This is a genomic window from Bradyrhizobium sp. WD16 (assembly GCF_024181725.1).
Lineage (GTDB): Bacteria > Pseudomonadota > Alphaproteobacteria > Rhizobiales > Xanthobacteraceae > Bradyrhizobium_A.
In genome coordinates, this window is the sequence record NZ_CP028908.1 from 5287181 (window position 1) to 5298988 (window position 11808).

The following is an 11808-nucleotide window of genomic DNA, read 5'->3' on the forward strand; positions in this document are numbered from 1 at the left end:
AGGATGTGGTGATAGTTCGCGAAACGCCGCGAACCACATCATTTCATTCCCACTCGATCGTGCCCGGCGGCTTGCTGGTGACGTCGTAGACGACGCGGTTGACGCCCTTGACCTCGTTGATGATGCGCGTCGCGGCGGCGCCGAGAAAGCGCATGTCGAACGGATAGAAGTCGGCGGTCATGCCGTCGGTCGAGGTCACGGCGCGCAGGCCGACGACGTAGTCGTAGGTGCGGCTGTCGCCCATCACGCCCACGGTCTTGACCGGCAGGATCACGGCGAAGGCCTGCCATATGTCGTCGTAGAGACCGGCGCGGCGGATCTCCTCGATGTAGATGTGATCGGCCTTGCGCAGGATGTCGAGCTTCTCCGGCGTGATCTCGCCGGGGCAGCGGATGGCAAGGCCCGGCCCCGGGAAGGGGTGGCGGCCGACGAAGACCGGCGGCAAGCCGAGCTCGCGGCCGAGCGCGCGGACCTCGTCCTTGAACAATTCGCGCAGCGGCTCGACGAGCTGCATATTCATGCGCTCGGGCAGGCCACCGACATTGTGGTGCGACTTGATGGTCACCGACGGGCCGCCGGTGAAGGAGACGCTCTCGATCACGTCGGGATAGAGCGTGCCCTGGGCGAGGAAATCGGCGCCACCGATCTTCTTGGCCTCGGCCTCGAACACGTCGATGAACAGGCGGCCGATGGTCTTGCGCTTCACTTCCGGATCGGTGACGCCGGCGAGCTCGCCGAGGAATTGTCTCGAGGCGTCCACATGCACCAGCGGGATGTTGTAGTGGTGGCGGAACAGGTCGACCACGGTCTCGGCCTCGGCGAGGCGGAGCAGGCCGTGATCGACGAAGACGCAGGTGAGCTGGTCGCCGATCGCCTCGTGGATCAGCACCGCGGCCACGGCGGAATCGACGCCGCCCGACAGGCCGCAGATCACCCTGCCCTTGCCGACCTGGGCGCGGATCTTCTCGATCGCCTCCTCGCGAAAGGCGCGCATGGTCCAGTCGCCGGTGAGGCCGGCGACCTTGCGGACGAAGTTGCGCAAGAGCCTCGCGCCATCCGGGGTATGCACCACCTCAGGGTGAAACTGCATGGCGTAGAACTTGCGCTTGTCGTCAGCGATCACCGAGATCGGCGAGCCGGCGGCGCTGGCGACGGCGCGAAAGCCTTCAGGCAGCCGGGTGACGCGGTCGCCATGGCTCATCCAGACGTCGTAGTGGCCGCCCTTCCGCCAGACGCCGTCGAACAGCGTGCAGTCGTCGGTGATCTCGAGGCTGGCGCGGCCGAATTCGCGGTGATGGCCGGCCTCGACGGTGCCGCCGAGCTGCTGGGCCATGGTCTGCTCGCCGTAGCAGATGCCGAGCACCGGCACGCCGGCGGTGAGGATCGCCATCGGCGCCGCGGGAGCATTGTCGTCGAGCACCGAGGCCGGCCCGCCGGACAGGATCACGGCTTTGGGCCTCATGCTCTGGAACGCCGCTTCCGCCTTCTGGTACGGCACGATCTCGGAATAGACCCCCTCCTCGCGGACGCGGCGGGCGATGAGCTGGGTGACCTGGCTGCCGAAATCGACAATCAGAATCTTTTCGTGGATCGGGGCCGCGGCGGCGACCGCGGAGCCGGCATCAGATTCGGAATTTGCTGCTGTCATGACCAGCCATTACGCGAGGTCGCGGCGCCGGGCAACCGGGTTGAAGGGCCCGCTCACAGGCTGGACATCGGCAATTAGGTAAGTAACACTGACCTAATAGCAAGAAGCCAATCCGGGAGAAAGCCATGCCGAAACACCACGCACCCGACCGCCTGCACGCGCTGGCCCGCGACTGGATCGCCGCATGGAATTGCCGCGATCTCGAGCGGGTCCTCGCTCTCTATGCCGACGACGCCGAGATGACCTCCGACATCATCGTCGCCCTCGGCTTCGCCGAGAGCGGCACGCTGCATGGCAAGGAGGCGCTGCGCCGCTACTGGAGCAAGGCACTGTCGCTGAATGCCGAGCTGCATTTCACCGTGATCGATACCTATGCCAGCCCGGATAGCGTGGTCGTGCACTACGCCAACCAGCGCGGCGCGCGGATCTGCGAGTATCTGCGGCTCAACGAGGCCGGCCTGATCAAGCAGGGCTCGGCCAATCACCTGGCGAAGTGATCGGCGGCAACAGGCTCGGCCACACTCTCCGTCGTCATGCCCATGACGATCTTGGCGCGGCAGCGCCACGCCCTATCCCAGCCGCCGCAGCACGCTGACGAAGAAGCCGTCGGTGCCAGTGCACCTCGGCGTCATCAGCAGACCTTCGTCGGCGATGCGCGCAGCGGCGGCGAAGGCCTCGGCCCTCTCGCCCAGCGGCGCCATCACCTCGCGCGGCGGCACCACCGCGAAGCCGGAGGTCCGACCGAGGAAGGCGCGGACCTGGTCGGCATTCTCCTCGGGCAGCACCGAGCAGGTGACATAGGCCAGCCGGCCGCCGGGTTTGACCATGAGCGCAGCCCGATCAAGCACTTGCGCCTGATCCTTCAAGCGCAATTCCAGCGCGCCAGGGCGCATCCGCCACTTGGCATCGGGGTTGCGGCGCCAGGTGCCGGTGCCGGTACAGGGCGCATCGACCACGACGAGATCGGCGCTCGCACGAATGTCGCTGAGCGGATCGGCGTCGCCCTTGGGGGCGCGAACCTCGGCATTGTGGACGCCGGCCCTCGACAGCCGATCATGAATCGGGGCGAGCTGGCGCTTGTCGCGGTCACTGGCGATCAGGCGGCCCTTGCCGCGCATCATCGCCGCCAGCGCCAGGGTCTTGCCGCCGGCACCGGCGCAGAGATCGATCACCTGCTCGCCGGGGCTCGCGCCCGAGAACAGCGCGGCGAGCTGGGAGCCCTCGTCCTGGACTTCCACCCCGCCCTTGATGAAGACTTCCTCGGCCTGGACGCCGGGGTTGCGGGCGTCGGCGGCGAGCGGAATCCGAAGGCCGAGCGGCGAGAACGGCGTCGCCGCGGCGCCGAGATGGGCGAGTTGGGCCAGCGCCTTCTCCCGCGTGGTCTTGAGCGTATTGACGCGCAGGTCGAGCGGCGCGCGGCTCGCCATGGCGGTGGCTTCCGCCACGCGATCCTCGCCGAAGGCGCGGGTCAGATGCGCATCGAGCCATTCCGGATAGTCGCCGGCGACGAAAGCCGGCGCACCGGCAAGCGTCCGCGAGTCGAGCGCAGCCCGCTCGGCCTCGGTCAGTGGCGCCGGCGAGAACCGCCCGCCGTCGCATAGCGCGGCGATCGCATCGGTCGACAGGCTGCGCTCCAGCCGCAGCGTGCCGAGCACGCGGCCGCGGGCGCTGTCGTCATCCAGCAGAAAGGCGCTGGAGGCGCGGCGGCGCAACACGTCGAAAACGAGGCCGGAGATGGCGGCGCGATCACCGGAGCCGGCGAAGCGATGGGCGGTGCCCCATTCCTTGAGCGCCTGGGCGGCGGGAATGCGCTGCGTCTCGATGGCAGTCAGAACCTCAATGGCCGCGGACAGCCGGGCAGCGGGTGTCATTAAACAACTTTCGTGGGAGGAATGGCCGGCCGCAACCCGTGCTTTTCACAGCACCGTCACGATCCTCAGCGCGAAATAGACCCACATGGCCAGCAGCACAAGGGCGGCGGCCGTCACGGCCGAGGTCTGGTGGCGCTCCCCGGCCACCGGCACGAGCCCCGAGACGAACAGCCGGGTCAGCACAAAAAACCAGGCGAGCAGCACCATGACAAGATCGGCGTGGCGCAGCGGCAGCGCCAGCGCGATCACGACATAGAACAGGACATCGACCTGCAACGCCGGGCCGGGCTCAGCGCCCCCTGCTCCGCTTGCCGCCAGGCCGCCGAACCGCGACCGCAGCGACATGAATTGCGGGGCCAAACTCAATGCCACCAGCAGGAAGACCGGCAGCAGAGTGCCTATGACCATCATTGGAGATTGCCCCGTTTCCCACCGGCGCGAAGTGCCGGCTTGGCAACCACAACGAGCAAGGGGCAGAACCGGTTCCATACCCTGCCTAGTGTGGCGTCTCGCAATTGCCTATGCCCTTCGCGGCAAGCCCCTGTAGGCAATCGCGAGACATAAGCCGCACTAGCTTTTTGATTTTGCTAGTGTCCTGATGTCTCCGAATGACCGTGCGAGGGTGAGGCAAATGAAGCGGTAATTCGGAGACAGGACACTAGGACCGGCGACGCCGAAGAGACGCATGCCCGGCACAAAGGCAGGGCATGCGAAAAGTCTGACACATTATCGAACAGGTCATGTCGGATCGGGGCCGACCCGCACCAGCTGCTTGCCGAAATTGGCGCCCTTGAGCAGACCCATGAAGGCCTCCGGCGCGCTGGCAAGGCCCTCGGTGACGAATTCGCGGTGCTTGACCTTGCCCTCGCGCAGCCATTTTGCCATGTCACGCAGGAAGGCGTCGTGGAGCGCGGCGAAGTCGCGGACGATGAAGCCGCGCAGCGTCAACCGCTTGACCAGGATCGCACGCATCAGCGCCGGCATCCGGTTCGGCCCCGGCGCGTCGCCGCCGAAGCTGTTGTAGTCGGCGATCAGGCCGCAGACCGGCACGCGGGCGAAGTTGTTGAGCCGCGGCACCACCGCCTCCCACACCTTGCCGCCGACATTCTCGAAATAGACGTCGATGCCCTTCGGGCAGGCCTCCTTCAGCCTCGCCGCGAGATCGGGAGCGCGGTGATCGAGGCATTCGTCGAAGCCGAGCTCCTCTTTCACATAGCGGCACTTCTCGGCGCCGCCGGCGATGCCGACCGCGCGGGCGCCGGCGATCCTGGCGATCTGGCCGACCGCCGAGCCGACCGCGCCGGACGCCGCAGCCACCACCAGCGTCTCGCCGGCCTTCGGCTTGCCGATCTCGTGCAGGCCGGTATAGGCGGTCATGCCCGGCATGCCGAGCACGCCGAGGGCGGTGGAGATCGGCGCGAGCTTGGGGTCGAGCTTGCGCAGGCCGCGGCCATCGGACAGCGCATGGGTCTGCCAGCCGCTGTGGGAAAGCACGATGTCGCCCTTGGAGAAATGAGCATTGTTCGAGGCGATGACCTCGGCGACGGTGCCGCCTTCCATCACGCCGTCGATCGGCACCGGCTCGGCATAGGACGGCCCCTCGCTCATGCGCCCGCGCATATAGGGGTCGAGCGACAGCCAGATCGTGCGCAACAGAACCTGCCCCTCCCCCGGAATCGGCACGGCCATGTCCTCGAGACGGAAGTCGGACGTCTTGGGTTCGCCGGCCGGCCGCGCGGCCAGCACGATGCGTTGAGCTTTGCTCGACATGTGCGCGTCTCCTCGATTGATTTTCGTTGAAGCTTAGACCATGGCGGCGGAGGTCGCCAGCGGACGGGCTGATATACCGCCCGCCGGGTGATCAGGTGCGGCCACACTCGCGGTCGACATGCCCGCGCTTGTCGCGGGCACCGACGTCTTCGCTACTGTTCAGCGCCTAGTGACGCCTGTGCGCCTTCTCACGCCCCGCCGGGATAATTCGGCGCCTCGCGGGTGATGGTGACATCGTGGACATGGCTCTCGCGCAGGCCCGCGCCAGTGATGCGCACGAACTGCGCCTTGGCGTGGAATTCGTCGATGGTCCTCGCACCGACATAACCCATCGCCGCGCGCAGGCCCCCAACCAGCTGGTGCACGACGTTGCTGACCGGCCCCTTGTAAGGCACCTGGCCCTCGATGCCCTCGGGCACGAGCTTGAGGGAATCCTTGATGTCCTGCTGGAAGTAGCGATCCGCCGAGCCGCGCGACATGGCGCCGACCGAGCCCATGCCGCGATAAGCCTTGTAGGAGCGGCCCTGCCACAGGAAGACTTCGCCCGGGGTTTCGTCAGTGCCGGCGAGCAGCGAGCCAACCATGGCGATGCTGGCGCCGGCGGCGAGCGCCTTGGCGAGGTCACCGGAGAACTTGATGCCACCATCGGCGATCACCGGGACGCCGGCCTTGGACGCGGCCTCCACCGAATCCATGATCGCGGTGAGCTGTGGCACGCCGACCCCGGCGACGATGCGCGTGGTGCAGATCGAGCCCGGGCCGATGCCGACCTTGATGGCGTCGGCGCCGGAATCAATCAGCGCCTGGGTGCCTTCGCGGGTGGCGACGTTGCCGGCCACCACCTGCACCGCATTCGACAACCGCTTGATGCGATTGACAGCTTCCAGCACCCGCGCCGAATGGCCATGGGCGGTATCGACGACGACGACGTCGACGCCGGCCTCGATCAGCTTTTCGGTGCGCTCGAAACCGGTGTCGCCGACCGTAGTGGCGGCGGCGACGCGCAGGCGGCCCTGCTCGTCCTTGGAGGCGAGCGGATAGGCCACCGCCTTCTCCATGTCCTTCACCGTGATCAGGCCGACACAGCGGTAGTCGGCATCGACCACCAGCAGCTTCTCGATGCGATGGTGGTGCAGGAGCCGCTTGGCCTCTTCCTGGCCGACCCCCTCGCGCACGGTGACGAGGTTCTCGTGCGTCATCAGCTCCGAGACCTTCTGACGCGGGTCGGTGGCGAAGCGCACGTCGCGGTTGGTGAGAATGCCGACAAGTTTGCCGGGCCGGCCATAGCCGCCACCGGTCACCACCGGAATGCCGGAGATGCCGTTCTCCTTCATCAGCAGCAGGGCATCGGCGAGCGAGGCGTCGGGCTCGATGGTCAGCGGGTTGACCACCATGCCGCTCTCGAACTTCTTGACCTGGCGGACCTGGGAGGCCTGGCCTTCGACGTCGAAGTTGCGATGGATGACGCCGATGCCGCCGGCCTGAGCCATGGCGATGGCCATGCGCGCCTCGGTCACCGTGTCCATGGCCGAGGCCATCAGCGGGATATTGAGGCGAATGCTGCGGGTAAGATTGGTGCGGACATCCGCCTCGGAGGGCATCACATCCGACAGACCGGGCTTGAGCAGCACGTCGTCGAAGGTGAAGGCCTCGTGCAAGCCAGGACGCTGAATGACAGCCATTGCCAACTCCATCAGGCGGCATGACGCCGCAATCGCTTATCGAACGCAGTCAAGCGTTGAAAGATCGGGCATTCGCCAGCCGGATCGGCCGCTGTCGAATCGTCGCCCTTCTTTCGGGTTGGCGGCGGTCAGTAGCATGGGAACATGACGAATCAAAGCGTTTTGGCAGTGTTTCCAAGGACCAATTTACGCATGGCCGGGCTGCGCCGCGCTCCCCACCATACCGCTGATCTTGCGCGTTTTTTCCGCGTGTTCGGCAAGTGCCCGGGGAGCGAGCGTGCCGGCTGCGCGATCCCGGCAACGGGCCACGGCGCCGGCGCTGTGGCTGGCCGGCGCAGCTTCGTCTAAACGGCTCGTGGACAACGCCTTCGGAACTCGTCCGAAGAGCTGCCGTTGCCCGTCGCACCTGCCCGCCGGTCGCCTCCTTCGACCGCCGCCCCTTATTCCTCATTCGACCAAGGCAAGCCGTCCGCGCATGCAGAAGGAACGCCTGATCCCGCTGATCGTGGCCACCGCCCTGTTCATGGAGAACATGGATTCGACGGTGATCGCGACCTCGTTGCCGGCGATCGCCGCCGATCTCGGCACCAGCCCGCTGACACTCAAGCTCGCCATCACCTCCTACCTCTTGTCGCTCGCGGTGTTCATTCCGGCAAGCGGCTGGACCGCCGACCGTTTCGGCGCCCGCAACGTGTTCAGCGCCGCGATCCTGGTCTTTCTCGCCGGATCGGTCGGGTGCGCCCTCTCCTCTTCGATCACGCAATTCGTTTTCGCCCGCATCCTGCAGGGCATCGGCGGTGCGATGATGACGCCGGTGGGACGGCTCGTCCTGCTCCGCACCATCGACAAGAAGGTGCTGGTCAACGCCATGGCCTGGCTGACGACACCGGCACTGATCGGCCCCGTGATCGGCCCGCCGCTCGGCGGCTTCATTACCACCTATTTTACTTGGCACTGGATCTTCCTGATCAACATCCCGATCGGATTGCTCGGCGTCGTCCTGGCACTGCGCTACGTGCCGCCGATCCGCAGCGACAAGCTGGAGCGCTTCGACCTCGTCGGCCTGGTGCTGGCCGGCGTCGGCCTCGCCGGGCTCGCCTTCGGCCTGTCGGTCGCAGGGCTCAACCTGCTGCCCTGGCCGATCGTCGTCGCCCTCATCGTCACCGGCGCCGTCGCCATGGCCCTCTACCTACGCCACGCCGCGCGCACCGCTTCGCCGGTGCTCGACTTCTCGCTGCTGCGCCTGACCACGATGTATTCCAGCATCGTCGGCGGCTTCATGTTCCGCCTCGGCATCGGCGCGCTGCCGTTCCTGCTGCCGCTGTTGATGCAGATCGGCTTCGGCCTGTCGCCGTTCCAGTCCGGGCTCGTCACCTTCGGCTCGGCAGTCGGCGCCATGGGCATGAAGACACTGGCGGCGCGGATCATCCGCACCTTCGGTTTCCGCAACATCCTCACCACCAACGCCCTGGTCAGCGCCTTCTTTCTCGGCGCCTGCACTTTCTTCACGCCGCAGACGCCGCTGCCGCTGATCCTGATCATCCTGATTGTTGGCGGCTTCTTCCGCTCGCTGCAATTCACTGCGATCAACACCATCGCCTATGCCGAGATCGAGCAGGCGCAGATGAGCCGGGCCACCACCCTCGTCAGCGTCAACCAGCAGCTGGCAATTTCCGCCGGCGTCGCCATCGGCGCGCTGTCGGTGGAAACCACCATGGTACTGCGCCACGCCGAGACCCTGTCAGCGCCCGATTTCTGGCCGGCATTCCTGGTGGTGTCGCTGTCGACGGCCGCCTCGGCCCTGTTGTTCTTCCGCCTGCCGTCGGATGCCGGTCACGAGATCTCCGGCCGCAAGGCCGGCGAGATCGCCTCGCGCCGCCGCGCCGAGACCGCCGCGGTCAAGAAGGCAAGTGAAAGCACCGCCGAGGCGCGGGACCAGAAGCTGTAAGTCGGCTCGTTCGATCAGCCTTCGGTCAGAGCACTGCGCTGGCGCGGCGGAAGCCGGTGGCGAGCAGATAGCGCTCCGAGGAATCCTGCCGACTCGCCGCCGGCTTGACGTGGCGCACGGTGGTGAAGTCGCGCTTGAGCTGGGCGAGCAGCGCGGCATCGGCGCCGCTCTGGAACACCTTGGCGAGGAAGCTGCCGCCCGGCTTGAGCACCTCGCAGGCGAAGGCGGCGGCATCCTCGACGAGGCCAAGGATACGCAACTGGTCGGTGGTGCGGTGGCCGGTGGTGTTGGGCGCCATGTCCGACATCACCATGTCGGCTCCGCCGCCGAGCATCTCGCGCAAGCGGTGCAGCGCATCTTCGGCGAGGAAATCGAGCTGGGCGAAGGCAACGCCGGGAATCTCGGGCATCTCGAGCAGGTCGATGGCGACGACCTTGCCCTTGCCCTCGGCGCTGCCGACCTTGCGCGCGGCGATCTGGCTCCAGCCGCCGGGCGCGGCACCGAGATCGATCACCGCCATGCCGGGCTTGAGGAGCTTGTACTTGTCGTCCATCTCCTTGAGCTTGTAGGCCGCGCGCGAGCGATAGCCCTCGCGCTTGGCTTTCGCCACGTAGGGATCGTTGAGCTGGCGTTCGAGCCAGAGCTTGGAGGACAGCTTGCGCTTGCCGCCGGTCTTGACGGTGACATGCAGCCGTCCGGTGTCATCCTTGGCCATGGCGGGGTTCTAGATCATTTTTGCAGCGGATGCTGCAGCGAATTGCGTGGCGTTCTCGAACGCGGCGCTGATGGCAATTTGGATCATCACGCTGCGATCACGCCGTCCTGCCGCATCATCTGGATCAGCATGCCTTCGCGCAGGCCACGGTCGGCGACCCGCAGCCGGCCCACCGGGAAGGCATTACGGATGGCGTCGAGAATGGCGCAGCCGGCGAGGACAAGGTCGGCCCGCTCCGCACCGATGCAGGGATTACCGGCCCGCTCGGCGTAGGTGGTGCCGAGCAGCCGGTCGATCACCGTGGTGACCTCGGCATTGTCCATCCAGATGCCGTCGATGCGGCGGCGGTCGTAGCGCACGAGGTTCTGGAAAACACCGGCCACCGTGGTCACCGTGCCCGAGGTGCCGAGCAGATGCATCTGCGTAAGATCGCCGCCGTGGCGCGCCCTGAACAGCCCGAGATGGCGGCCGACCTCATCGACCATCTCGGCATAGCATTCCCTCGTGACGGACTTGCCGCCGAAATGCTCGGCCAGGGTGACGACGCCGAGCGGGATCGAGGCCCAGCCGGCCATTTCCGGCGCGCCGTGCGCCCCCGTGCGCTCCAGCCGCACCAGTTCGGTCGAGCCGCCGCCGATGTCGAACAAAATGGCACCCCGCGCCTGCGGATCCACCAACGGCAGGCAACCGGTGACCGCCAGCGTCGCCTCGGTCTCGCGGTCGACCACTTCGAGATTGATGCCGAGTTCGCCGGCGACCCGCTCCCGGAAGGCATCGCCATTGGCGGCAGCCCGGCAGGCCTCGGTCGCGATCAGGCGCAACCGGCGCGCATCGCGCTGGACCATCTTCTCGCGACAGACGCCGAGGGCGGCCATGGCGCGTTCGATCGCCGCCTCGCTGATCAGGCCGGTGGAGGAGAGCCCCTCACCCAGACGGATGATGCGGGAAAACGAATCCACCACGCGAAAGCTCTCGCCAGCGGGCTTGGCGATCAGCAACCGGCAATTGTTGGTTCCGAGATCCAGGGCGGCATAAACGGCGGTGTCGGCCCCGAATGCCGGTTCCGCTCCCACCCCTCCATGACGCGCCGTCGCAGCGACATGGACGTCTGGCGCCGCGCCCGGCCGCGGGCCGGCGCGAAGCGCGATATTGTCCGTCATTCGTCTCCGTTCCCCGCCCGCGGACCGCGGCGGCGGATCAAAAATTGCTCTTTGTTACGAAGTCTATGCAGGGCCGGGCTGCGGCGCAATGGCGCGGCTCTCCAAGCCGATCGGCAAGGTTCCATCCCCTCAGCCGGCCGCCTGCCGCGGCACCGGTAATGGCGAGGTGATGGCAACGGGCCATCAGCCGCTCGCCATTGGCCACGATCACCCCGCCTGAGCTCGACGACCCCGTGGGTGGCCCTTGCGTTCGTAATTGCCGGCGATCCGGGCACGGACGGTCAATTCGTCGTCGTGAGCGGCGAGCCCGAGCAACGACTGCGTGCTGCCGAGGCCTTCGTGGGCATAGAGCCGTGCAACTGTTCTAACACCCGCAACCAAGGCCCAAGAGGAACGCGGATGTCGGAATCAGAGCAACAGGCGGGAAGGCAGGAGGTGCAAGGCAGCACCGGCGCGGTTTTTCCTCGCAATCGCCGGCCGGCCGGGGTAACCCACGACCGCAATGAGCCCAACCGATACGAGCCCGAGCCAGGGCAGCCCAAACCAGGAAGCGCGGATCTATATCGATGCCGACGCCTGTCCGGTGAAGGAGGAGATCTACCGCGTCGCCGAGCGCCATGGCGTGCCGGTCACGGTCGTCGCCGGCGGCTATATCCGGATCCCGCAGCATCCGCTGATCAGCCGCGTCGCCGCCGGCAGCGCGATGGATGCAGCCGACGACTGGATCGCGGCCCATGCCGACTGCGCCAGCATCGTCGTCACAGCCGATGTGCCGCTGGCGAGTCGCTGCGTCAAACAGGCAGCCACGGTGCTGGCGCCGACCGGCAAGCCCTTCACCGAGGATTCCATCGGCATGGCCCTGGCGGTACGCAACCTGATGACCGACCTGCGCTCGAGCGGCGAAATCACAGGCGGGCCGCGCGGCTTCTCGCCCCGCGACCGCTCCGTCTTTCTCTCGGCGCTCGACCAGGCCGTGCGCCGGGTCAAGCGCAACCTCCCCTCCCCGACCTGACA

The 11808-nt window shown here is 66.9% G+C and carries 10 protein-coding genes; 3 read left to right on the plus strand and 7 right to left on the minus strand.

Translation table 11 applies throughout. The features are described 5' to 3' along the window. Positions 1-43: 43 nt before the first annotated feature. Entirely contained in the window at positions 44-1648 is a 1605-nt protein-coding gene (gene guaA / locus DB459_RS24485) for a glutamine-hydrolyzing GMP synthase (RefSeq protein ID WP_253709094.1), read from the minus strand. A gap of 125 nt (positions 1649-1773) precedes the next feature. Between guaA and DB459_RS24490 the strand changes: the two genes are divergently transcribed. Beyond that, a complete protein-coding gene (locus DB459_RS24490; RefSeq protein WP_253709097.1) occupies positions 1774-2145 on the plus strand; it encodes a nuclear transport factor 2 family protein in 372 nt (123 codons plus the stop codon). Positions 2146-2217: 72 nt separating this feature from the next. Here DB459_RS24490 and DB459_RS24495 read toward each other — a convergent pair whose 3' ends face one another. From DB459_RS24495 to guaB, 4 genes are all read right to left on the minus strand, one after another. Then, a complete protein-coding gene (locus tag DB459_RS24495) occupies positions 2218-3519 on the minus strand; it encodes an RsmB/NOP family class I SAM-dependent RNA methyltransferase (RefSeq protein WP_253709099.1) in 1302 nt (433 codons plus the stop codon). A 45-nt stretch (positions 3520-3564) separates the two neighbouring features. After that, complete coding sequence (locus DB459_RS24500; RefSeq protein WP_253709101.1) at positions 3565-3930, minus strand: hypothetical protein; 366 nt, start codon at positions 3928-3930, stop codon at positions 3565-3567. Between the two features lie 327 nt (positions 3931-4257). Then, positions 4258-5289, minus strand: coding sequence for an NADP-dependent oxidoreductase (locus DB459_RS24505; protein ID WP_253709103.1), 1032 nt, complete (start codon positions 5287-5289; stop codon positions 4258-4260). A 188-nt stretch (positions 5290-5477) separates the two neighbouring features. Then, positions 5478-6971: an IMP dehydrogenase gene (gene guaB, locus DB459_RS24510; RefSeq protein WP_253709105.1), complete on the minus strand. Its 1494-nt coding sequence runs from the start codon at positions 6969-6971 to the stop codon at positions 5478-5480. Between the two features lie 475 nt (positions 6972-7446). On the opposite strand from guaB, the gene DB459_RS24515 reads away from it, so the two are divergent. After that, entirely contained in the window at positions 7447-8919 is a 1473-nt protein-coding gene (locus DB459_RS24515; protein ID WP_253709107.1) for a DHA2 family efflux MFS transporter permease subunit, read from the plus strand. 25 nt (positions 8920-8944) lie between these two features. Here DB459_RS24515 and DB459_RS24520 read toward each other — a convergent pair whose 3' ends face one another. After that, positions 8945-9634: an RlmE family RNA methyltransferase gene (locus DB459_RS24520; RefSeq protein ID WP_253709109.1), complete on the minus strand. Its 690-nt coding sequence runs from the start codon at positions 9632-9634 to the stop codon at positions 8945-8947. A gap of 86 nt (positions 9635-9720) precedes the next feature. After that, positions 9721-10794, minus strand: a complete 1074-nt coding sequence (locus tag DB459_RS24525; protein ID WP_253709124.1) for a Ppx/GppA phosphatase family protein — start codon at positions 10792-10794, stop codon at positions 9721-9723. A gap of 502 nt (positions 10795-11296) precedes the next feature. Here DB459_RS24525 and DB459_RS24530 point away from each other — a divergent pair. Beyond that, on the plus strand, positions 11297-11806 hold the full coding sequence (locus tag DB459_RS24530) for a YaiI/YqxD family protein (RefSeq protein ID WP_253709126.1): 510 nt from the start codon (positions 11297-11299) through the stop codon (positions 11804-11806). The last annotated feature ends 2 nt before the right edge of the window (positions 11807-11808 follow it).

Coding starts and splice junctions, on each gene's coding strand:
- guaA (WP_253709094.1), bottom strand. CDS start 1,648: ATGACAGCAGCAAATTCCGAATCTGATGCCGGCTCCGCGGTCGCCGCC.
- DB459_RS24490 (WP_253709097.1), top strand. CDS start 1,774: ATGCCGAAACACCACGCACCCGACCGCCTGCACGCGCTGGCCCGCGAC.
- DB459_RS24495 (WP_253709099.1), bottom strand. CDS start 3,519: ATGACACCCGCTGCCCGGCTGTCCGCGGCCATTGAGGTTCTGACTGCC.
- DB459_RS24500 (WP_253709101.1), bottom strand. CDS start 3,930: ATGATGGTCATAGGCACTCTGCTGCCGGTCTTCCTGCTGGTGGCATTG.
- DB459_RS24505 (WP_253709103.1), bottom strand. CDS start 5,289: ATGTCGAGCAAAGCTCAACGCATCGTGCTGGCCGCGCGGCCGGCCGGC.
- guaB (WP_253709105.1), bottom strand. CDS start 6,971: ATGGCTGTCATTCAGCGTCCTGGCTTGCACGAGGCCTTCACCTTCGAC.
- DB459_RS24515 (WP_253709107.1), top strand. CDS start 7,447: ATGCAGAAGGAACGCCTGATCCCGCTGATCGTGGCCACCGCCCTGTTC.
- DB459_RS24520 (WP_253709109.1), bottom strand. CDS start 9,634: ATGGCCAAGGATGACACCGGACGGCTGCATGTCACCGTCAAGACCGGC.
- DB459_RS24525 (WP_253709124.1), bottom strand. CDS start 10,794: ATGACGGACAATATCGCGCTTCGCGCCGGCCCGCGGCCGGGCGCGGCG.
- DB459_RS24530 (WP_253709126.1), top strand. CDS start 11,297: ATGAGCCCAACCGATACGAGCCCGAGCCAGGGCAGCCCAAACCAGGAA.